At 68.4% G+C, this 22,147-nt stretch carries 11 protein-coding genes; 5 read left to right on the forward strand and 6 right to left on the reverse strand.

Features of this window, described 5'->3' with window-relative positions; translation table 11 throughout:
- The first annotated feature begins 38 nt into the window (after positions 1-38).
- The 4 genes from OID54_RS36135 to OID54_RS36150 are packed head-to-tail and all read left to right on the forward strand — an operon-like array spanning position 39 to position 4,221.
- On the forward strand, positions 39-1,541 hold the full coding sequence (locus tag OID54_RS36135) for an amino acid adenylation domain-containing protein (RefSeq protein WP_329026691.1): 1,503 nt from the start codon (positions 39-41) through the stop codon (positions 1,539-1,541).
- 22 nt (positions 1,542-1,563) lie between these two features.
- The gene (locus OID54_RS36140; RefSeq protein ID WP_329026692.1) at positions 1,564-1,875 is read left to right on the forward strand and encodes a phosphopantetheine-binding protein; all 312 of its coding nucleotides are present in this window, start codon (positions 1,564-1,566) and stop codon (positions 1,873-1,875) included.
- On the forward strand, positions 1,872-3,014 hold the full coding sequence (locus OID54_RS36145; protein WP_329026694.1) for an acyl-CoA dehydrogenase family protein: 1,143 nt from the start codon (positions 1,872-1,874) through the stop codon (positions 3,012-3,014). The genes OID54_RS36140 and OID54_RS36145 overlap by 4 nt, the downstream gene beginning before the upstream one ends.
- 25 nt (positions 3,015-3,039) lie before the next feature.
- Entirely contained in the window at positions 3,040-4,221 is a 1,182-nt protein-coding gene (locus OID54_RS36150; RefSeq protein WP_329026695.1) for an acyl-CoA dehydrogenase family protein, read from the forward strand.
- Between the two features lie 101 nt (positions 4,222-4,322).
- On the opposite strand, the gene OID54_RS36155 is transcribed toward OID54_RS36150, so the two are convergent.
- Entirely contained in the window at positions 4,323-4,976 is a 654-nt protein-coding gene (locus OID54_RS36155) for a hypothetical protein (RefSeq protein WP_329026696.1), read from the reverse strand.
- 261 nt (positions 4,977-5,237) lie between these two features.
- On the opposite strand from OID54_RS36155, the gene entS reads away from it, so the two are divergent.
- Positions 5,238-6,461 (forward strand): enterobactin transporter EntS, encoded by a 1,224-nt coding sequence (gene entS, locus OID54_RS36160; RefSeq protein ID WP_329026698.1) that lies wholly within the window; start codon positions 5,238-5,240, stop codon positions 6,459-6,461.
- Positions 6,462-6,556: 95 nt separating this feature from the next.
- On the opposite strand, the gene OID54_RS36165 is transcribed toward entS, so the two are convergent.
- From OID54_RS36165 to OID54_RS36185, 5 genes are all read right to left on the reverse strand, one after another.
- Positions 6,557-7,762 (reverse strand): cytochrome P450, encoded by a 1,206-nt coding sequence (locus OID54_RS36165; protein ID WP_329026700.1) that lies wholly within the window; start codon positions 7,760-7,762, stop codon positions 6,557-6,559.
- A 181-nt stretch (positions 7,763-7,943) separates the two neighbouring features.
- Positions 7,944-8,999 (reverse strand): MDR family NADP-dependent oxidoreductase, encoded by a 1,056-nt coding sequence (locus tag OID54_RS36170; RefSeq protein ID WP_329026701.1) that lies wholly within the window; start codon positions 8,997-8,999, stop codon positions 7,944-7,946.
- A gap of 22 nt (positions 9,000-9,021) precedes the next feature.
- Entirely contained in the window at positions 9,022-10,749 is a 1,728-nt protein-coding gene (locus tag OID54_RS36175) for a phytoene desaturase family protein (RefSeq protein ID WP_329027991.1), read from the reverse strand.
- Positions 10,750-10,820: 71 nt separating this feature from the next.
- Complete coding sequence (locus OID54_RS36180; RefSeq protein ID WP_329026703.1) at positions 10,821-12,530, reverse strand: phytoene desaturase family protein; 1,710 nt, start codon at positions 12,528-12,530, stop codon at positions 10,821-10,823.
- A complete protein-coding gene (locus OID54_RS36185; protein WP_329026705.1) occupies positions 12,520-22,107 on the reverse strand; it encodes a non-ribosomal peptide synthetase/type I polyketide synthase in 9,588 nt (3,195 codons plus the stop codon). Before OID54_RS36185 ends, OID54_RS36180 begins: the two co-directional genes overlap by 11 nt.
- Between the last annotated feature and the right edge of the window lie 40 nt (positions 22,108-22,147).

Below are 22,147 nucleotides of genomic sequence, written 5' to 3' on the forward strand. Positions count from 1 at the left end.
AACGATCCACTGCGCACGCTGAGCCGATTGCGCCGTCTGTGTCTACCGCGCTGACCCGCATCGACGGACTGCTCGCCGAGAGCGCCCGCCGCACCCCCGACGCACAGGCCATCGGCGACATCGACACAACCGCGAGCTACGCAGAGCTCAACGCCGAGGTCAACGCCCTGGCCGCCCGATTACACGAGCTGGGGGTACGCCCGGGACACCGAGTGGGCGTCCTCGTACCCAAATCGAACAGCGCCGTCACCGCCCTCTACGCAGTGCTGCGCGCCCAGGCGGTGGCCGCACCGCTGGACTGCTCCGACCCTGCGGAACGCATCACCCGAGCGGCCCACAACGCCGGGCTCGACTTCCTGATCACCGTGCCAGGACCGGGCGCACGGGCCGCCGAACACCTCATCGGCAGACCCGGAACCCTCCACCTCGAACTGCCCGGAGGGCTCACCCTCCACCCCCTCGCCCCACAGGACCGCGAAGCGACCGACGACGCCTACATCCTGTTCACCTCCGGCAGCACCGGTTGGCCCAAAGGCGTCCTGCTGACCCACGACAACGTGCTGCACTTCGTCCGCTGGGCCACCCGCACCCTTCAGATCGAACCGCGGGACCGCATCGGCTCACAGGCATCGCTCACCTTCGACCTCTCCACCTTCGACCTCTTCGGAGCCGCACTGGTCGGAGCGTGCGCGGTAATCCTCCCCGAAGAGCACAAGGCGTTCCCCCGGGACGTGATGCGCTGGTTGGTCGACGAGCGCATCACGGTGCTCTACGCCGTCCCCACGCTCTACCGCGCCCTGTGGGAGCGGGGCGGCATCAGCGCTGCCGCCGTCCCCGGGCTCCGGGTGCTCGCCTTCGCCGGCGAACCCTTCCCGCCCAAGACACTGAGCGAATACACCACCGAGTTCGCGCACTCCACATGGTGGAACCTCTACGGGCCCACCGAGACCAACGTCTGCACCTACACCTCCATCGAGGTGGACTGGAGCGTGGCCGACGGCACCTCCATCGGCCGGGCCATCGACGACGTCCACGTGGACCTCGCCACCGACGCCGGTACGCCCGGCGAGGAGGGCGAGATCGTGGTGGCCGGCCCCACCGTGTTCCGCGGATACCTCATCGACGGCGAACTGCACGATCCCACCGAGCCGTTCGCCTTCGCCGACGGCGTGACCCGACGCGCCTACCGCACGGGCGACCTCGCCCACCGCGACGAACAGGGCCGGCTCTGGCTGCACGGCCGACGCGACCACCAGGTCAAGGTGCGGGGCAATCGCATCGACCTGGGCGACGTGGAGAGCGCGGCGGCGGCCGTACCCGCCGTACGGGCCTGCGCCGCCGTCCTCGGCCCCGAGGACGTGGACGGAGCGCGTCTTCTGCTGTACGCCGTCACCGACGACCTCGACGACCAACGCCTCAGGGCCGCGCTGACGTTGGCACTGCCGCGCCGCATGATGCCGCACGAGGTGCGCGTCGTCGCCGAACTACCGCTCAACAACCGCGGAAAAGTGGACCGGACGGCACTCGCCGCCCGGCCCTGAACGAACGAGCGAGGAGAAACCCATGAACGACGCCACTGCCGAAGAGGCGTACGCCGACAGCGTCGAAGGCGTATGCGCCCTGGTCGACCACGTCCTGCGGGAGGCGACCGGCGAAGCACCGCCCGACACCACCCCCGAAACGGAACTCCTCCTGTCCGGCCTGCTCGACTCACTCACCATCATGAAGATCGTCACCGTGGTCGAGAGCGCCTACGGCATAGCCCTCGCTGAACGGGCGATCGTCGCGGCCAACTTCCGCACCCCCCAGACACTGTGGCGAGCGATCCAGGCCGAAGCGCACACCCAGGACGGTTCCATCGGAGTACGCGGATGAGCGCCCTGGGACTCGACGGAGACTGGGCCGAGCGGGTGCAGGCGACACAACGACGGGTCGAAGGGGTCACGGACGCCCTCCAGGGCGCCGACTTCCGCACCCAGTGGAAGACCCTGGCCGACCTCGGGCTCCTCGCCACCCCCATGGACACGGCCGCCAGCGACCCCATGGCCGCCACCGTGGCCGACATCGAAGGGCTCGGCCGGGCAGGGGTCGCCCCGGGCATCTGCTACGCGGTCACCTCACAGATCTTCGGCATCCAACTCCCCCTGCGCGCCGTACTCGACGAAGCGGCCTGGAAGCGGCTCGGCGGCGCACTCACCGGCGATGTGGTGCTGTGCCATGCGCTGACCGAGGACGGCGGCGGCAGCGACCCGCTGTCGATGACCACACGCGCCGTGCGCGAAGCCGGCGGCGACTACCGCATCACCGGCCGCAAGGCGTTCATCACCGCCGCACCCGTCGCCGATCGGGCCCTGATCTTCGCGCGCACCGACGAGGGCCGACACCCCTTCGCGCTCACCCCCTTCCTGGTGGACCTCCACGCCGAGGGAGTCACACGCAGCGCCCCGTTCGCCAAGCTGCCCCTTCCCGACGTGCCCATGGGCGCGATCGACTTCGACGACGTCCTGGTACCCGGTGACCAGCGGGTCGGCGAAGAGGGCTCAGGCCTTGCGCTGCTCGCCACCACCACGGCATGGGAGCGGGCCCTTCTCCTCGCGTACGCGCTCGGTCCCATGCAGCGCGTCCTCGACCGCACGATCGACTGGGCCCGTGGACGGGTGCACTTCGGCCGGCCGATGGGCGCCAGCCATCTGGTCGCCGCACGGATCTCGGACATGGCCCTGGCCCTGTTCCGGTCCCGTCAACTCCTCTACGGCATGGCTCGACGGCTCGACGCCGGCGAAAGGCCCCGACGGCTGGCCACCGATGCCGCACTCACCAAGATCTCCATCTCCCAGGACTACGCCGAATTCACCCGGCACGCCACCGCGTTGGGCGGTGTCCGGTCCTTCGTCGAGGAAACCGGTCTGACCGCCGATCTCTTCGGTCCGATGGCGAGCGCCACCTACGCCGGCCCCAACGACCTGCTGCGCATCGGTGTCGCTCGGGACCTGGGTCTGCCCGTCCTGAACTGACCGTCCCCTTCGAGCAGGGAGAGCCATGAACACCAGCACGACGTCCGAGCCCTCGGTCCTGGACCTCGCCCGGCGCACGGCCGAACAGCTGGCAGAACACGCCGCCGCGGTGGACACGGGCGCGGACCCCCGCCCCAGCTACCAGATCATCAAGGATTCCGGGCTGCTGAGCGTGCTGCTGCCCCGATCGGCGGGCGGCAACGCACTGTCCTTCACCCAGTACACCAAGGTGCTGGAGGAGTTGGCTCTCGGCGACGGCGCGGCAGCGCTCGGGTTCAACATGCACAACGTGGCCATCGGCTCGCTGTGCGAGGCGGCCGATGCGGATCTGCCGAAACCGGCACGGCGCTTTCGCGACTGGACCTTCGAGGAGGTCGCCCGCAACGGCAGGATGTTCGCATCGGCCACCTCGGAGCCGGGTTCGGGCGCCAAACTGCGCGGACTGAGCACAACGTACGAGCGGGTCGGTGACGGCTATGTCCTCCACGGACGGAAGTCCTTCGTCTCCCTCGCGGGGGTGGCCGACTACTACGTGGTCGCCGCGGTGCCGGAGGGCGCCGACGGACACGATGAGGTGTCCCACTTCGTGGTGGCCAAGGACGACCCGGGCGTCACCTTCGGGGACGTCTGGGACGGGATAGCCCTACGCGGTACCGAGACGGCCTCGATGACCCTCAACAAGGTGGCCCTCGGGGAGGAACGGCTCTTCCTCGGAGTCGACGGTGTGTCCCTGTTCAAACTCGTGCGCGAGCCGCACTGGATGGTGGCCGGATATCTCGGTGCCTATCTCGGAATCGCCGGCGCCATCGTCCGCTACACCACCGAATTCGTCGCCGCTGCGCCCGGACGGCGCGACTCCGCGGTCGTCCGCGCCGAGCTCGCCGAGCTGGTGGTCCAACTGGCAGCCGTGCGTTCTCTGACCTACACGGCCGCCGGGCTCGTCGACGAGCAGCGCGGCAGCCTGGCTGCCAACACCGCCGTGCACGCCGCCAAGTATCTGCTCGGAGAGGTGGCCCCCCGGCTCGCGGTGAGTGCCGCGCGCATCTGTGGATCCGCGGGCATGCGCCAGGGCGCGCCGCTGGGCCGACTGATGCGTGAATCCGCCTTCTGTGCGGTGATGCCGGCGAAGCCGAACGAGTGTCTCGAATACATCGGCAAGGCGACCCTGGGATTCAACATGTTCCACGCGCACACCGTTGAGTGGTGATCCAGCAGCCGCCCCTGGAGGGGCGGCGATCCTCCCGTGCGGGACGGATAGGCGGGACATTGACAACACGCCCCGGGGCGGATCGGAGCCGTGCTGTGGACTCAGGGTGACGCGAGCGCCGAGAGGCTCCCGCCCGCCTGCCGGACCGCCAGTCCGTCGAGGACGATCGTCAACTTGCGCCAGAGGTGCTCGTGCGGCGCGTCCTGGACACGTCGGAATGCCGCGCGGACCTCAGGGGCTTCGAAGGGCTGGGCGTCCGGTTCCTGATGTCCACGGGTGCGCAGATGCGCGATCTGCGCCGCCCCGTCATGGATCAGATCGAGGACGGCATCGACGGCCAGCACCGCGTCATCGACGCCGAACCCCAACGGAACCAGCCCCTGGACCAACTGCTCGAACCGTCTGACAGCGGCCTTTTCCAGCCCCGTCACCCCGTCCGTCAGCAATCCGGCATAGCGGGTGAGCAGCTCGAAACGGGTCCTGGCCTCGGTCTCCAGATAGTTCCGCCACCCTTGCTCACCGCCGGGGAGAGGAGCGTTGGCGAAGGCTTTCTCCAACGCTGAGAGCAGGAGGTCGTCGAGGCTGTCGATATAGCGGTACAGGCTGGCCGGGGCCGCCCCCAGGGCGCTGGCGACGGCGTTGATCGAGACCTGCTCGATGCCCAGCCCCAGAGCGGCATCGACGATCCTTTCGCGGCTCAGTCGGGGCTTCGGTCCGGGGCGTCGGCGGGACGCGGGATTTGTCTTGGGAACCACGGGGACAGCGTAGTGCTCCGCGCTGCCTGGCTGGTTCTCGCTAGGGCTCTGACCTCGCTCAACAATTGCGAATCGGATTCGCAATTAAGTAGGGTGCTTCTGACTTCACGAGGAGGGGTGGCATGCAGAGAACGCCGTTCGATGCCGGGACCGCCGTGCCCGCGGCCGAACACGGCACCCGCACGGACGCACACACGCCGGGCGGTGCGACAGGGGCCGGTCCCCTGACGCTCGTGTGCCCGCGACGGACGGTGCGTTGACGTGGGACGTCTCGTTCTGGATGTGACACCGCTTCGGGGCCGCGCGTTCCGGTACGTGTTCATCGCCCGGACCGTCGCCGTGTTCGGCCTGGGTTTCGCCATGGTCGCCGTACCGCTCCAGGTCTATTCCCTCACCGGTTCCACGGTCGGTGTGGCGTCGGTCAGCGTGGCGGTGGGCATCGCGGCCTTCGTGGGCACCCTGCTCGGTGGGGTGTTGGCCGACCGGGCGGACCGTCGGCGGGTCATCCTCATCGCACGTTCCGCGGCCGGCCTTGCCTTCGCCGTACTCGCGGTGAACGCTGCCCTCCCCGAGCAGCATCTGTGGGTGATCTATCTCTGCGGGATGGTCGAGGGCATCGCCGACGGTGTGTCGGGCACGGCTTTGATGGCCGCGACGCCCGGTCTGGTGGCCCAGGACAAGCTTCCCGCAGCCGGTGCCCTGCTCGCACTCATGGCCGACCTCGGCTCCGCAACGGCCCCCGCCCTCGGTGGACTGCTCGTCACCGCCACGGACTTCTGGGTGAACTACGCGGTCTGCGCCGGCGCCGGGGTGGTCACCGTGACCTGTCTCACCCGACTGCCGTCGATGCCCCCGACCGAGGCCGCCCGGAGCGAAACTGTGCTCCAGTCGCTCGGGGCGGGCATCCGATTCGTCTCCCGCGACCGCATCGTGGGGCCCGCACTGCTCGTCGGTGTGATCGCTATGGTGCTGTCGGGCTGGAGCGTTCTGCTGCCGGAGTACGGGGAGCAGGTCCTCAAGGTCGGTCCCGAAGGACTGGGACTGCTCTATGCGGCCCCCGCTATCGGTGCCTTGATCGGCTCCCTGACCAGCGGTTGGACCGGTACGGTACGGCGAACCGGAGCCCTGGCGATCGGTGCGGTGCTGGTGTCGGCCGTGGGACTCGCCACCACGGGGCTCGGGGGAGGGCTGATCTGGGCCCTGGTCGGGCTCGCCGTGTTCGGTATCGGCCGGCTCGCCGGTGACGTCCTGCGGTTCACGATCGTGCAGGAGAACACACCGGACCAGTTCCGCGGCCGGGTCGCCGGTCTGTGGACCGCACAGGTGACCACCGGGATCGCGCTCGGTGCCGCGGTCGCCGGTGGCATCTCCACCGTCGCTTCGCCCCGTGACACCTTCGTGCTCTATGCGGCGGTCGGAGTGGTGAGCACCCTGGTTGCGGCCATGACCCTGCCCACGTTGCGCAGGCTGGTGCGATCGTTGTGAGGTGCGCTGAATCGAGCGGTGTCGCTTGGAGCTGTGCTGAGCCGAGTTGGGGCATCGGCGTCCATCGGTCCCGGTGAGGGACGCCGATCGATGTGCTACCAGCTCACCTGAAGACTGCGGGGGCCGCGCGAGGTGGAGCCCAGCCGCCACTGCACTGCATCGGCCGGCTCGTCGAGCCGTAGGGTCGGGAACCGGGCGGCGATGCGATGCAGACCCAGCCGGAGTTCCAGCCGTGCGAGCCACGCCCCCAGGCAGTAGTGCGGACCGGCACCGAAGGCGAGCGTGGGCCGCTCCAGTGGTGCGAAGAGATCGTCGAAGGGACGGGGCGGATAGACGTCCGGGTCGCGATTGGCCATGGAGCAGTCGGCCAGCACCACGGATCCCGCGGGAATCAGAACACCTCCGACCTCGACGTCCTCCATGGCGTGACGGGCACTGCCCCGGTCGTCGCCGAGCGGCACCAGATGCAGGAGCCGATCCGCCAGCACCTCCGCCGCCCCTTCGTCGGACCCCAGTCGCCGCCAGACCTCCGGGCGTTCTCCCAACAGATACAGCAGGGTGTTGCTCAGCATGGTCATGGTGCTGTCGTGACCTCCGACCACCAGTCCGCACACCAACTGGACCAGTTGCACCTCCGGGATGCCGCCCTCCTGGTCGGCGGCGGTGACCAGACTGCTCACCAGATCGTCCCCGGGCTCATGACGCCGACGGTCGAGCAAATCGGCACCGAACGCGGAGAACTCCTCCAACACGTCCGACACCTCCTTCTCGTCGTGCGAGCCGTCCGAAAAGGCGTGCTCGGCCCAGTGCCGCAACTGGGGACGCACCGAGTCGTCGAGTCCCATCAACCTACTGATCACCATCACCGGCAGGGGAAGGGCGTACTCGGCCACCACATCCACCGGTGGTCGCTTCTCGGCCAGCGCATCGAGGCACTGCTCGACCATCGCCGCGATCCAGGGCTGCCAGCGGGCGACCGCCCTCGGGGTGAACGCACGGCGCAGGATGGACCGCAGTCGCAGATGGTCCTCGCCGTCCTGATTGAACATCAGATCGGGGTTGCTCACGAGATCGGGTGCGGCGGCCAGGGCCGGTGCGTCCGCCGCGTACAGGGGAGAACGGGCGAACCGGGCGTCGGACAGCACCTGGCGTACGTCCGGATACCGGCTGGCCAGCCAGGCCGGTGTGCCGTCCGGAAGTCGGGTGGGCCGGGGCGGTCCCACCTCACCGAAGTCGATGCGGTGCATCGGCGGCTTGGCGGAGCGGTGGGGACATGAGTCGGCGTTCGAAGCGGTGGACATGGTTCCTCCTGGCCCCAACGATGAGATGGCAACAGCGGTCGGTCGGCACAGCTCGGACGGCGAACCACCCGAGCGGATGGAGGCGAAGGGGCGACCCGCCCCGGGCTGACGGGACAGCGCCATGGATGTGCGGTCCGGAAGGGACGACCGTCCCGATCCGCAGCGGTGCAGGGAGGTGCCGTCAGAGCTCCACCAGCACCTTTCCCATCCACTTACGCTGGTCCTGGTAGAGGCTGGCGTACGCACCCGGGATGCTCTCGAAACCATGGTGGAAGGTGTGGTCGCACCTCACCTCACCGCGTCTGATCCGGCCGCCCAGATCGGTGTGGAGTGCCTGCCAGTTCGCGGCGGTGAACCATTCGAGCGAGAAGATCCCGCGGATCGTCGCACGGGGAAACATGATGTAGGGCAGCAGACGCGGACCCGTGTCCTCCCGCCCCACCTGGGTCGCCCACTGCCAACAGACGGCGACCTGACTGCCGACATTGAGCCGGGTGAACACGGCATCCGTGAAAGCACCGCCCAGATTGTCGAAGTACTTGTCCACGCCGTCCGGCGCAGTGCGGCGCAGCGCCGCGGCCACCCGGTCGACACTGTCACCGCTGCGGTACTCGATGACCTCGTCGAAACCCAACTCAAGGAGGCGCTCCGCCTTCCACGCGGATCCGGTGGACCCCACCACCCGGGCGCCCGCACGCTTCGCCAGTTGCCCCACCAGCGAGCCGACCTGTCCCGATGCCCCGCTGACCACCACCGTCTCACCGGGACGCACCGTCATGAACTTGGTCAGTGTTCCCCAGGCCGTCATGCCCGGTCCGCCCAGGGCACTCAATGCCGTGGCCAGCGGCAGGGCATCGTCGTACCACCGTGGATCCAGCCTGCGGTAGGCGGGAAACACCATCGGGAAGCTTCCCGTCTGCCAGGGGGAGGCCGCTCCGGTGCTGATCAGATGTGTACGCCAGCCGCCGAAGCCCTGCACCAGGTCACCGACCCCGTGCGCGGCACGTGGGCCGGCTTCCACCACTTCCATGATGGAGTCCGCTCCCATGTGGTCCCCGAGCGGAGTGTCCAGGGCGATGCCCTGGAGATAGGGGTCGACCGAGACGTACAGCGTCCGCAGCAGCATCTCGTCGGGGGCGAGATCCACCACCAGGTCCTCGACCACCTTTTCGTAGACGCGCTCCACATCGGGAACGCCCTCCATGTGTTCCCGGACCACCCATTTCTGGGTCTTCATTGCGGCTCCTCGATCGCACGGCTCATTCCGCACCCCTCGGCACTGCCCCCCGTGTGTGCTCCGGCCGCCCCGACGCGTCGTTGGGACCCGACGTGCCGTTCTGCGCGGTGGCCCGGATTCCCACGGGGATGACGACATGGGTCGGAGGGGGGCCGCTCTCATCCACCGATGCGGTGAAAGGACGCTGATCGTCGCGGCAGACGAACTGCATGACGTGACGTCCCGCCGCCGCGGCCCGGATGAGTCCACCGGTGGTGGCCCACACCCCGGACTGGTAGAAGTTCGCCAACCCCGGCACCCCGGGCCCGTGCTTCTTGACCAACTCCTCCAGGGTCTCCCCGCTCTCCACGAAGGGTTGCCAACCGAGTACCGTTCCGTCGTAGTTGCCCGTGTAGCGGACCTGGGTGAGCGGACTCGACACATCGCGCACCGCAATCGCGTCCTCGATGCCCGGGTAGAGCTCCTCCAGGAACCGCGCGATCGCGTTGCGCGCCTGCCGTTTGGCCGCGTAGTACCCCCGTCCGTGCCGTACCGGCAGGGTGTGCAACTCCTGGCCGCCGCGCCGGCGACTGGCCTGCTCGGGGCCTTCGTCGAGGGCCCGCCACGGCTCGATGTCACTGAAGTAGGTGGCGTAGACGACCGTGGTGTCATGGGGGGACAGCTCCGGGTAGTGCAGGCTGCGGAACTGCACATTGATGCTCGGATGGCGGATACCGGTGAGCTGCGCCGCCAAGGAGTCGTCCAGGAGGTGCGTCGTGCACGGCTCCCCTTCGGGGAACGGACGTCTGAGACCGAGGAACAGAGTGAAGTAGCCGGGGAAGACCATGCCCGGTTCGAGGATCGTCTCCGTGTACAGCCGACGGTAGGCGTCGTTGAGGTAGCGGCCCTTGAGCAGCTTCATCATGGTGGTGTGACCATCGCAGGCGGAGACCACGATGTCCGCCCGGTACACCCGACCGTCGGTCAGCCGGACGCCGACCGCGCGGTCGCCCTCGACGAGTACCTCGTCCACCTTCGCGTTGTACGTCACCTCACCACCGAGCCGGCGAAAGCGCTGCTCGATGGAGGTGGCAAGACCCAACGATCCGCCCTCGGGAACGCCCGCGGAGAGATTGGCGTGCGATGCCAACTGGAAGTGGAACGGCAGCACCGGGAACGCGGAGTGCTTCTCGTAGAGGATGAAGTTGAACGCCTCGCGCAGCAGCGGGTCCTTGAACCGTGCGGAGTACTGCGTCATCAGTACGGTGATGGAGGTGCGGATGACATTGAAGTACGGCAGGAACGAGGCCAGCATGCGCCAGCGTTCGGCCCTGCCCATGAGACCAACCGGTTTGAGGAAGGGGTAGACCGCGAGGCACCGGCGAAACGCCCGCAGTTGGTTGCAGAACTTCCGGATCAAGGGGGCGTCGGCAGGGGAGATCTCGATGAGGTGGGCCTGGAGCCGGTCGGGGTCCGAATAGAAGTGCACGGACCGGCCCTCGCGGTCGCGGACGATGTTGAACACGTCGAAGTGGCGTATCTCCTTGCCCTGGAGGGCACCCAACTCCAACCAGATCTGGTGCATCTCATTGCCCGGACCGCTCCCCAATAGCCAGCTGATGCAGCAGTCCAGGGTGAAGTCGCCGCGCTCCCAGGAGGTGCAACAACCGCCCGGGATCTCGTGCATCTCCATGATGTGGGCCCGATAGCCGTTCATCTGGGCGTAGCACCCGGTGGACAGTCCACCGAGCCCCGCTCCGATGACGATCATCGTTTTTCGCTCGCGCGTCGATTGCGCCACGGATTCCCCTTCTCCCGCGCCGGACGCCCGGGGACTCGTCGTCATGAACCGGAACCGGAGCCGTCCCGACCCGGCCGTCGATCCAACTGCGGCAGGTGCCCGAGCTTGTCGCGATGCCAAGGCTCGGTCGGTGTGCTCTCCCACGCGGTGAAGGGCAACCCCCACTCCTCGCAGAGGTACTGGGTGACGAACCGGCCGGTCGACGCGGCGCGGATCAGCCCGCCGAGGCCGACCCACTGGCCCGCCATGGAGAAGTCACGCAGTCCCGGCAACCGCATACGGTCCTTGCCGACGAGTTTCGCGGCCACGTCGTCCGCTTCCGAGAACGCCTTCCAGGCCAGGATGCTGCCGTCGAAGTTCCCGGTGTACCGCTTGGTGGTGGCCGGTGATGCCACGTCGACCAGTTCGATCCGCTCGGCGATGCCGGGGCGGTGCCGCTCAAGGAACTCACGGACGAACGCCGCCACACGGCGCTTTTGCGCCCAGTACTCCTTGCGGTCGCTGGAGCGCAGCTTCTTCCAGTAGGTGTAGTCGCTGAAGTAGGTGCAGTGGATCACCGACTTCCCCGGTGGTGCGAACCCATCGGAGTAGCGGGAGCGCAATTGCACCACGAGGCTCTGTTGCAGGGCGCCGGGCAGCCGTTCGGCGTCCTCGGGGGAGAGGAGGTAGGTGGTGCTGTGCGTCCGGTCGTCGCCGAGGTCTCCCGCCACCCCGACGAAGGCGGAGACCACGGCGGGGAAGAGGGCGCCGGGGGCGTTCAGCAACTCGTCGTAGAGCTTCTCGATCCGCGGTCCGGTGTACCGCCCGCCGAGCAGCGAATAGATGGTGGTGTGGCCGTCGCAGGCGGAGACGACATGGTCGGCGTAGTACCGCTTGCCGTTGGTCAGTTGCACCCCCACTGCGCGGTCGTCCTCCACCAGGACCCGGGCGACGCGGGCCCGATAGCTGATCGAGCCGCCCAGCGAGGTGTAGCGCTCCTCGATCGACCGGGCCAGACCGAGCGATCCGCCCTGCGGAAAACCGGCGTTCCGGTGATGGGCGCCCGCCATGTTGAACAGGTACGGCAGCAGGGGGAAGCCCTCGGGGTCCTGGAAGAAGATGTTGCGGAAGGCCCTGCGCAACAACGGGTCCTGGAATCGGTCAGCGAAGGTGTGCATCGGTGTCGCCGCCGTCCGCCAGAACAGCCGGAACGCGGGGAGCACGGTCCTGAGGATCGCCGCCCGCTCCCGGACGGTCCGTAGCGCCGGTGCGGTCAGGAAGGGGTAGAGCTCGATGGAGCAGAATCTGCGCAGGTCCCGGCAGAAGGACTCGATCAGTCGTGCGTCGCCCGGTGACAGCTCCAACAGGTGCTGCTCAAGGCGCTGGGGATCGTTGTAGAACGTGACCGAGCGGCCGTCCTCGTCGACGACCCGGTTGAACATGTCGAAGTGGGTGATGGACTTCCCGTCGAGTGCCCCGAGTTCACGCCACACCTGGTGCGCCTCGTTCCCAGGCGCCGTGCCGATCAGCCACTCGATGCAGTAGTCGAAGACGTATCCGTCACGGGCCCAGGCCGTGCAGCAGCCCCCGGGAAGCACGTGCTTCTCCAGGATCATGGTCTGCATGCCGCTCATCTGTGCGTAGCAGCCGGTCGACATCCCCGCCACACCGGCACCGATGACGATCACCCGGGGTTTGGTGGGAGGCGTGCGCTTCCGCTCGGGTGTCGTGGGCGGGCGGCTGGTCCAGTCGGACGTGCCTTCATCGGGCATGGGCGGTTCCTTGCGTCGACAACACTCGGTGCACGAGTTCGGTGTTGCGGGCGAGATGCCCCGGATCAAGCATGTCCGCATGGATGCCCGAGCCGCGGAGCACGGTGTGTGCGGTGGTGGAACTGCCCTCCCAGGTGCCGTACGCACCGGCTGCGTAGAGCTCCGTCTTCTCCTCGTCCGTGATGACGCTGACCGTGGCCGCGACCTCTCCGACGTTGGGGGTGCGACCGCAGAAGGCGAGGTACTCCGCAGCGTGCTCCAGCGTCTCCCGGGCGACGATGTCCGATCCCGTGTGCTTGCGCAGGTGTTCTCGGAGCTCGCCTTCGAAGGCGTCGATGTGCTCTTGACCTGCGATGTACGGCTCCTGGATGCGATGGGAGTCAAGGATGATCACATGGGCTACCTCGCGCCCCCTGCGCTCCAACTCCTTGGCCGTCTCGAAGGCGAGGTTGCCGCCGAGGGAGTAGCCGAGCAGGAGGCAGCGGCCCCGGGGCTGGACGTTCTCGACCAGATCGGCGTACCGGGTGACCTTGTCGCCGCCCGGTAGGTAGTTGAACGCGACGAACCGGTACTGCGGCAGATGCCCGGCGAACCCCCGGTAGACGAGACCGTGGCCGCCTGCCGGCGGGAAGCAGAAGACGCGCTCACCCGGGCCGGTGTTGAAACCGATGTAGGGCGTGTGGTCTGCGGGTCCCCGTTCGACGAGCTCCTCCACCGCCGCGGCCATTCCGTGCAGGGTGGTGACTCGGTACAACCTGCTGACGGGGATGGTGATGCCGAACTCGCCCTGGAGGTGGTGGATCAGTTCGATCAGCTTGATCGAACTGCCGCCGCATTCGAAGAAGTCGTGCTCCAGACCGATCGACTCCCGACCCAGCAGGGCCCTCCAGTGGTGCGCGACCCTCTCCTCGTACGGGGTGGTAGGCGCCTCGTACTCCGGCTCCGCGTCGGTGTTGACTCCGTGCGCGTTCGGCGGCGCGGGCAGTGCGGTGGTGTCCACCTTGCCGTGCGCGGTCAGCGGCAGTGCGGGTAGTTCGATGAAGTAGGAGGGGATCATGTAGGTGGGGAGGAAGCCGGCGAGATGGCGCCGCAGTGCGCGCCGGTCCACGGTGGCCCCCACCTCGGGGACGCAGTACGCGCAGAGCGCTGCCTCGCCCCGGGCATCCGGGCGCACCACGACCACCGTGCGTGCCAGCCCAGGCCACTGGGCCAGCCGGGATTCGATCTCCTCGATCTCCATCCGATGCCCGTGCAGTTTGATCTGGGTGTCGGCCCTGCCCAGCAGATGGATGCGCCCCCGCGCGTCCCAGCGGGCGAGGTCGCCGCTTCGGTACAGCCGGACGGGTTCGGCGTCGGGCCGGCGGCTCAGCCTCCGGGTGACGAACCGCTCCGCCGTCTGGTCCGGGTCGCCGACGTACCCGGTCGCCACTCCCGCGCCGCCGATCCACAGCTCACCGGGCACGCCGGGCGGCACCGGTTCGCCGTGCCGGTCGAGGATGTGGAGGGTGCTGTTGGCGAGCGGCTCGCCGACCGGTACCATCCGGCCGGGCTCCAGATCATCGACCGGACCCTCGAAGTAGGCGCTGTCGATGGTGGCCTCGGTGACGCCGTAAGAGTTGACCACTCGGGTGAGCGGACCGGCCAGGGCCCGCAACCGCTGGTACTCCTCCACCTTCCAGGCGTCGGAACCCACGATCAGCAGCCGCATGAAGTCCAGCCCCACCGAATCGGCCTCACAGTGGTCCATCAGACCGCGCACCACCGCCGGGACGAACTCGGCGCAGTCGACGCCCTCCTCCCGCATCGTGCGGTACAGCCGCGCGGTGTCGAAGAGGAGGTCACGGTCGACCAGCACCAGACGGCCGCCGGAACACAGCGCCCGCACCACATCACCCGTGAACACGTCGAAGGAGGGAGCCGCCATCTGGAGGTGGACACCGAGATCGGCCAACCCGTACTCGTCGCGCCACGCGCCGTACGCCGAGGCGAGATTGCGGTGGCTGACCTGCACGGCCTTGGGACGGCCGGTGGACCCCGAGGTGTGAATGAGGTACGCGGGCGAGTCCGGGCCCACGGCTACGATCGGACCCGGGAGGTCCTCGGGGCTGTGTACGGGGACCAGTGGGGTGGAGACGGGCGTGTCCGGCGACGGCACGAGCGGATCGGACTGACCGGGTGCGGGCAACCCCAACTCGGCCAGTGTGAGCGTCTCGACGGGCAGGCCCGGCAGCCCCGCCCGGCCCGTGATGTCGCCCACGACCAGCAATACGGCGTTCGATGTGTGCACCATCTGGGTGATCCGCTCCACCGGATGGTCCGGCTGGATCGGCAGATAGGCTCCACCCGCCTTCAACACCCCCACCAGGGCGACGATCAGCTCCGGTGACTTGTCGAGGCAGAGGGCGACCACCTTGCCCGGGGCGACCCCCAGGGCGGTCAGCCGCACGGCCAGCAGGTCGGACCGATGGTCCAGTTCGGCGTACGTCAGATGCCTGCCGTCGCTTCCGGGCGCTGGGGGTACGCGTACGGCGATCGTGTCGGGGCGCTCCGCCGCCCGTTCCCGGATGCGCTCGTGCACGGCCACCAAGGGCTCGGATTCCGTGGCACGGTCCGTCGTGAGGGCAAGGCGTTGTGCACCACTCCACTCATGTGCCAGCCGATGGTGTTCCGCGCTCCCCAGCATCTCCAACTCGGTGACGGGCACATCGGTGGCAGCCCGGGTCAACTGGTCGAGGAGATGGACATAGTGCGACGCCAGCCGCTCCATCGTCTCCGGCAGGAAGAGATCGGTGTTGTACTTGAACACACAGTGGAATCGGTGTTCCGCCTCGTCCTCGTAGACGGAGAGCGTCAGATCGAACTGGCCCTCCTCCTCGGGGAGTTCGATGTACTTCAGCCGGTATCCGTACTTCTCCGTCGCCACCTTGTGGGTGAGCAGGATGAACATGGCCTGGAAGACCGCGGACCGGCTGGGGTCGTGCTGGAGGCCGAGCTTGTCGACCAGCAGGACGAACGGGTACTCCTGGTTGTCCAGCCCGCCCAGCACGGTGCGCCGGACCTGTTCCAGGAGGGCTGCCACCGATGGTTCCCCCGACAGATCCGCATGGAGGGGGAGCGGATTGACGAAGTAGCCGTACACGGAGGAGAACTCCTGCCGAGTGCGGCCGGTCACCGGACTGCCGACGATGAGGTGGTCCTGTCCCGAGTACCGGTGCAACAGGACGTAGTAGGCGCTCAGCAGCACCACGAAGGGCGTCACCTGGTGGGCACGCGCCAACTCATGGACGCGTGCACTGAGCTCGGTGTCCAGGACGAAGAACTCCGATGCACCGTTGTGGGTCTGCACGGCGGGTCGGGGCTTGTCGACGGGAAGGTCGAGGAGCGGCACCCGCTCCGGCAGGTGCGAGCGCCAGTAGTCGAGCATCCGACCGGCCTCCGGGCCGGCCAGGAAGCGGTTCTGGTCGTTGAGGAAGTCGAGGTAGCGGGCGGACACCGCCGGTAGCTGCGGTTCGGTGTCGCGCCGCAGGCCCTCGTAGACGGCGAGCAGTTCCTCGATGAAGGTGAAGGTCGAGATGGCGTCCGAGACGATGTGGTGGACCGCCTTCATCATCACCCAGCGGTCCGGAGCCCGTTTGAACAGTCGGAAACGAAACAGCGGGTCATGAGCGAGGTCGTACGGCTTGCGGTACTCGCTGACGATCGTGCGGTGGACGTCCTCCCACGCCTGGCCCTGTACGTCGAACAACTGCACGTCCGCGGTTGCGTCCTCATGGACCCGCTGGACAGCCTGCCCGTCGATGAGGAGGAAGTTGGTCCGCAGCGCCGGGTGCCTGGCGACCGTACGCCGCACCGCTTCGAACATCAGATCCGGATCAAGCTCCACCCCGATCTCCACGGCCCCGCCGATGTTGTAGGCGTAGCCGTCGGGATTGAGCTGCTTGAGGAACCACAACGCCTGCTGGTTCTGTGTCAGGGGGTACTCGTGCTCGCTCTCGAAGACCTCCCACGCCACCGGGGCCTTCGACTCGCTCTCGCTCGTCACAAGAGCCTCCAGTGCTTCGTGCACCTGGGCGGTGAGGTCCGCCACCGGTGTGCCGCTCAGCAGCGCGACCACCGGCAGCGCGATCCCGAAGTCGGCCTGGATACGTCCCCGCAACTCCATCGCCAACAGGGAGTCCAGACCGAGCACCCCGAGCCCTGCCGCCGCCTCGATCTGCTCGGGCGCGGTGCGCAGCACGGACGCTGCCAGAGCCGTGAAGCGTTCGGACACCAGCGAACGGCGCTCCTCCTCCGTATCAGCGGCCCGGAACGAGTCGATCAGGTCGTGTCCGGCGCTCAGTCGGCTCGAAGGTGCCGAGGCAGCCAACTCGGCCACCAGGTCGGGCGCCGTGCCGTACCAGGAGACGAACACCGGCCAGTCGACCACGGTCGCCACGAGCAGTTGCGCCCGGTCCTGACCGATGATGCGTTCCAGCACGGCCATGCCCACGTCCGGTGCCAGGGAGCTCATTCCCCGGTTGTTGAGGTAGTGGTCGACCAGGCCCAGTTCCTCGATCATCCCGGTGGCCCACGGGCCCCAGTTGATGCTGAGGGCAGGCAGACCCTGCGCCCTGCGGTGCTGTGCGAGCGCGTCCAGGAAGGCGTTGGCCGATGCGTAGTTGGTCTGCCCCGCCGTCGTCAACAGGGAGGCGATCGAGGAGAAGAGCACGAAGTGCTCCAGCGGCTCGTCCCGCAGATGGCGATGGAGGAGGTGCGCCCCGATGGCCTTGGGGCCGTGCACCGCATCGAAGGTCTCCCGGTCCATCTCCGGTACGAGAGCGTCCCGCACCTGGGCGGCCAGATGGAACACCCCCCGGATCGGAGGTGGATCGCCGCGCCGGTGCTCGTCGAGCCACGCGGTGAGGGCTTGTTCGTCGGTGATGTCGACCCTGGCGATGATCGGGTGCGCCCCCAGCGCCTCCAACTCCTTCAGGAAGGCGATCGCCCGACCCTCGGGAGTGGCCGGATCGATCAGACCCCACCGGTCGCGGTCGGGCAACCGGGTGCGTCCCAACAGGATCAGCCGACGGGCACCGCGTTTGACGAGGGTGCGGCACAACAGCCGCCCCAACGCTCCGAACGCCCCGGTCACCAGATAGCTGCCGTCCTGCCGCAACCGCAGCGGGAGCGGCTGGGTGAGATCGGTCGCCTGTCGAATCCTGCTGGTGAGGCGGCGCGCGCCGCGGAGCGCGATCTCCTGTTCGTCCGGAGTGGTGATCTCATTTAGCAGGGCGCGTGCCCGGCGGTCGGCGATCTCCTCCCGCCGGTGGTCACCCTCCCCACCGTGGACGTCGTGGAGATCGGCAGGGTCGAGGTCGATCAGCTTGCCGCGGTGCCCGGTCAGTTCCTGCTGCCACAACACCCGCCCGACCCCCCACGCGGGAGCGCCCAACGGCTCGACCGGGTCTCCGGGCAGCACCGACTGCGCACCCTGGGTGACGATGTGCAGTCGACCGCCGACGCCGGAGGACAACAGGGCACGGGCCAGTGCGACGAGCGAGTAGCTGCCGGTGTTGCCGTGCATCGCCAGGTCCGTGGCCGTGCCGAGTGCCGGAAGATCCAGATTCCACAGGTGGACCACTGCGCCGAAGACGCTCTCGCCGCCCATCCGGAGCTCGCAGAACAGTCGTTCCAACTGCTCGGTCGACCCGGGAACGACCGTGAAATCGCCACCTGCGGCACGGGGTCGCCCCATGGGCTCGACATCGGCCCGGTAGGAGTCTCCCGGGCGTACGAGATGGCAGCGCACCCCCCGTTCGGCGGCCAGCGCGGCCAGTGCCGCACCGACGCCCCCGGAGTCGGCGAACACGAGCCAGTCGCCCCGGTCGGCAGCCGCGCCGGGAGTGAGTGCCTCGACGCCGAAAGCCTGTGCGCCCGCGTTCCCCACTTCCGTGGCCGGGGTGAGGGGGCTGTCGATCCACACCGTCTCGGTGAGCCAGGAGTCGATCGTCCCCAGACCCACCGTGGTGGACGCCTTCTCCACATCGGCCACCCGGAACCTCGTGATCAGGCCGAGCGCCGTACCGTCCTCCGCATGGAGGGCGAGGTCGCCCACGAGTTCGGTCCCGTCCGTGCGGGTCACGGTGGCGTGCACCCACAGGGGCTGGTCCCCGATGGGAGCGATGCCCACCTCGCCGATGGAGAGCGGCAGTCGGATTCCACTGCCTGAAGCCGGGGCCGCCGAGGGCAGCAGTTGTGGGGTGAGGAGCGTTTGAAAGCAGGCGTCCAGCAGGACGGGATGAATGTGGTGGCGGGCGGTGTCTCCGTCGATCTGTGCGGGTGCGCGCAGGCGTGCCAGGGCCTCACCGGGGCCGATCCACACTTCCTCGATGGCCTGGAAGGCCGGACCGTAGTGGTAGCCCAGTGCTGCGAGGGCGCGGTAGCACTCGTCGCCGTCGAGCCTGCGCAGAGTCCGGGCGCGGACGGTGTCCTGCTCAAGAGCGGCACCGAAGGACCGGCGCTGTCCCGTACGGACCACACCGGTGGTGTGAACGGTCAGTTCGTCGCTCATGCGCCCTCCACCACCGGGTGTCGAGGCGACGGTGAAGGCTGCGCTCTCGGCGGAGAGGCAGAGCGTCACGGCTCTCCGTTCCCCTTCGGGCAGGAACAGCGCTCTGCGCAACTCGATGTCCGCGAGGACCACGTGCTGGCCGTCCGTGAGCGTACGAACGGCCTCCGCGGCCATCGCCAGATAGCCCGCCGCGGGGAAGACGACGGCGTCCTGCATCCGGTGGTCGGCGAGATAGGGGAGCACCTCGCTGTCGATCTCGGCCTGCCAGGTCGGATCGGGGTGGTCGGCGCGGCGACCGAGGAGCGGATGGTCGTTCTGCCCGAGTCGCACCTGTGCCACCGGTGCCGGTTCCGTCCAGTGCCGGTCGCGCTTCCACGGGTAGCGCGGCAGGGTCACGGGTGAGCCCGTGGGGTGGAGGACGTCCCAGGCGACGGGGACGCCGGCGTTGTGGAGCGTTGCCAGGGACGCGGCGAAGCGGTCGACTTCCTGCTCCTGGCGGCGGATCGAGGGGACGACGTGACCGGTCAGCTCCCGCTGTTCGAGGGACTCGCGGATGGAGTGGCCCAGCACCGGATGGGGGCCGATCTCCAGGAACAGTCGGTGTCCGTCGGCCGCGAGTCGGTCGACGGCGGCACGGAAGCGGACCCGTTCTCGTACATTGCGCCACCAGTACCGCGCATCCAACTCCGGCCCTTCGGCGACGCCTTCGTAGGCCGTGGTGTAGAGCGGCACCCGGGCGGATCGGGGTTCCAGCCCGGCCAGCGAGGTCAGCAGCTCGTCCTTGATCAACTCCATGCCGGCGCTGTGGTAGGGCACGCGCACGGCGAGGAACTTGGTGAAGACCTGCTCGTTGTGGAGTGTGTCCGCGAGTTCGGCGAGTGCGTCCTCCTCGCCCGCGAGGGTGACGGCCGTGGGGCTGTTGACCGCCGCGATCGACACCCGGTCCCCGTAGGGCAGGACACGACGGTCGGCCTCCTCCTCGGAGAGGCTGACGGCGAGCATGGTGCCGGAGCCCGACAGCTTCTGCTGGAGGCGGCTTCGGTGCACGGCGATGCGCACCGCGTCCCGCAGGCTGTACACCCCGGCCTCGTAGAAGGCGGCGATCTCGCCGGTGCTGTGACCCACGATGGCATCCGGCTGCACCCCGTGCGCACGCCAGAGCGCCGCGAGCCCGATCTGGAGTGCGAAGTTGGCGGGTTGGGCGAGCCAGGTCTCACCCATACGGGACTCGGCCTCGTCCGCGGTCATCTCCTCGATCAGCGACCAGTCGGTGAGTGCGCGGATCTCGCGGTCGCAGCGCAGGAGCGCCTGGCGGAAGACCGGCTCGGTCGTGAGGAGTTCGCGGCCCATGCCCCACCACTGGGGTCCCATCCCCGTGAAGACCCACACCAGGCGTCGATCCGCCTCGTCGAGCAGTCGGCCCTGCACCACGCCAGGGTGGGGTTCGCCTCGTAGGTAGGCCGCGAGGGCCTCGTCCAGCGATGCCCGGGAGGTGTGGACGAGCGAGAGGCGTGACTCCAGGTGCTGGCGGCGGTGGGCCAGTGTGTGACCGATGTCGGTCAGCGATGCGGCGGGGCCGTGAAATCCGGCGAGTTCGCGCTGGAGGCCCGCGGCGACCTGGGGGAGTGCATCGGCGCTGCGAGCGGTCAACGGGAGGATGTTCCAGGTGCGCTGCGACGGCGCGATCGAGGTCTCGTCCCCCTGTCGCGGCGGTGGTTCCTCCAGTACGACATGGGCGTTGGTGCCGCCGAAGCCGAAGGAGTTCACGCCTGCGCGTGCGGGGCCGCGGTGTTCGGGCCATTCGACGGCTGACGTGGGGATCTCATAGGGCAGGGAGTCCAGGTCGATCGCCGGGTTGAGGTGTTCCAGATTGATGTGCGGGGGGATGCGCCGGTGGCGCAGGCACAGCGCGGTCTTGATCAGTCCGGCGATACCGGCGGCCGACTCGGTGTGGCCGATGTTGGTCTTGACCGATCCGACGTAGCACTTTGCGTCCGGTGCACGTCCGATGGACAGTGCCCGACCCAACGCATTGGCCTCGATCGGGTCGCCGAGGGGGGTGGAGGTGCCGTGGGCCTCCATGTACTGCAAGTCGCCCGGGGTGATGCCTGCTTCGGCGCAGACGCGTTCGATGAGGGAGACCTGCGCATCAGGGTTGGGGACGGTGATGCCGTTGGTACGGCCGTCCTGGTTGACCCCGCTGCCGACGACCACCGCGTGGATGGGGTCGCCGTCGCGCAGGGCGTCCTCCAGTCGCTTCAATGCGACGACGCCCACGCCCTCGGCCCGTACGTAGCCGTTGGCCGCCGCGTCGAATGTGCGGGAGCGGCCGTCGGGGGAGAGGAATCCGCCCTTGGTCTCGGCGATCGTGTACTGCGGCGCCATGTGCAGGAGCACGCCCCCGGCGAGGGCGAGCGTCGTCTCCCCGCGGAGCAGGCTCTCGCAGGCCAGGTGGACGGCGACCAGGGAGGAACTGCACGCGGTGTCGATGGACAGGCTCGGCCCGCGGAAGTCGAAGCAGTACGAGATCCGGTTCGACACCATCGTCATCATCGTGCCGGTGGCGGTGTGAGCGGCCAGCGACCCGAAGCCGAGGTCGGAGAACTGGAGGATCTTGTAGTCCAGGGTGAAGGCGCCCATGTAGACGGCGACGTCGCTTCCCGCGAGGTCCGATGGCCGCTGACCACCGTCCTCCAACGCCTCCCAGGCCACTTCCAGCAGTTTGCGCTGTTGCGGATCCATGTGGTCCGCCTCGCGCGGACTGATCCCGAAGAACGCGGGGTCGAACTCGTCGAAGCCGTCGATGTAGCCGCCCCGACCGCCGACCAGTCGCCCAGGCTTGTCCTGGTAGCGGCTGGCCAGCGTGGAGACGTCGTATCGATCGGCCGGCGTCGGCGTGATGCAGTCTTTGCCGTCTATCAGATTCCGCCAGAACTCCCGGTGGTCTGACGCGCCACCGGGTAGTCGGCAACCCATGCCGATGATCGCCACTCGGCCGCGCAGGGGATTGCGGGTCGCGTCAGCCATGGTCGAACTCCTCAATGTCGTGGCGCTGTGGCACGGAGGG

The organism is Streptomyces sp. NBC_00690 (assembly GCF_036226685.1).
Classification (GTDB): Bacteria; Actinomycetota; Actinomycetes; order Streptomycetales; family Streptomycetaceae; genus Streptomyces.

Coding starts and splice junctions, on each gene's coding strand:
- OID54_RS36140 (WP_329026692.1), top strand. CDS start 1,564: ATGAACGACGCCACTGCCGAAGAGGCGTACGCCGACAGCGTCGAAGGC.
- OID54_RS36145 (WP_329026694.1), top strand. CDS start 1,872: ATGAGCGCCCTGGGACTCGACGGAGACTGGGCCGAGCGGGTGCAGGCG.
- OID54_RS36150 (WP_329026695.1), top strand. CDS start 3,040: ATGAACACCAGCACGACGTCCGAGCCCTCGGTCCTGGACCTCGCCCGG.
- OID54_RS36165 (WP_329026700.1), bottom strand. CDS start 7,762: ATGTCCACCGCTTCGAACGCCGACTCATGTCCCCACCGCTCCGCCAAG.
- OID54_RS36170 (WP_329026701.1), bottom strand. CDS start 8,999: ATGAAGACCCAGAAATGGGTGGTCCGGGAACACATGGAGGGCGTTCCC.
- OID54_RS36175 (WP_329027991.1), bottom strand. CDS start 10,749: ATGATCGTCATCGGAGCGGGGCTCGGTGGACTGTCCACCGGGTGCTAC.
- OID54_RS36180 (WP_329026703.1), bottom strand. CDS start 12,530: ATGCCCGATGAAGGCACGTCCGACTGGACCAGCCGCCCGCCCACGACA.
- OID54_RS36185 (WP_329026705.1), bottom strand. CDS start 22,107: ATGGCTGACGCGACCCGCAATCCCCTGCGCGGCCGAGTGGCGATCATC.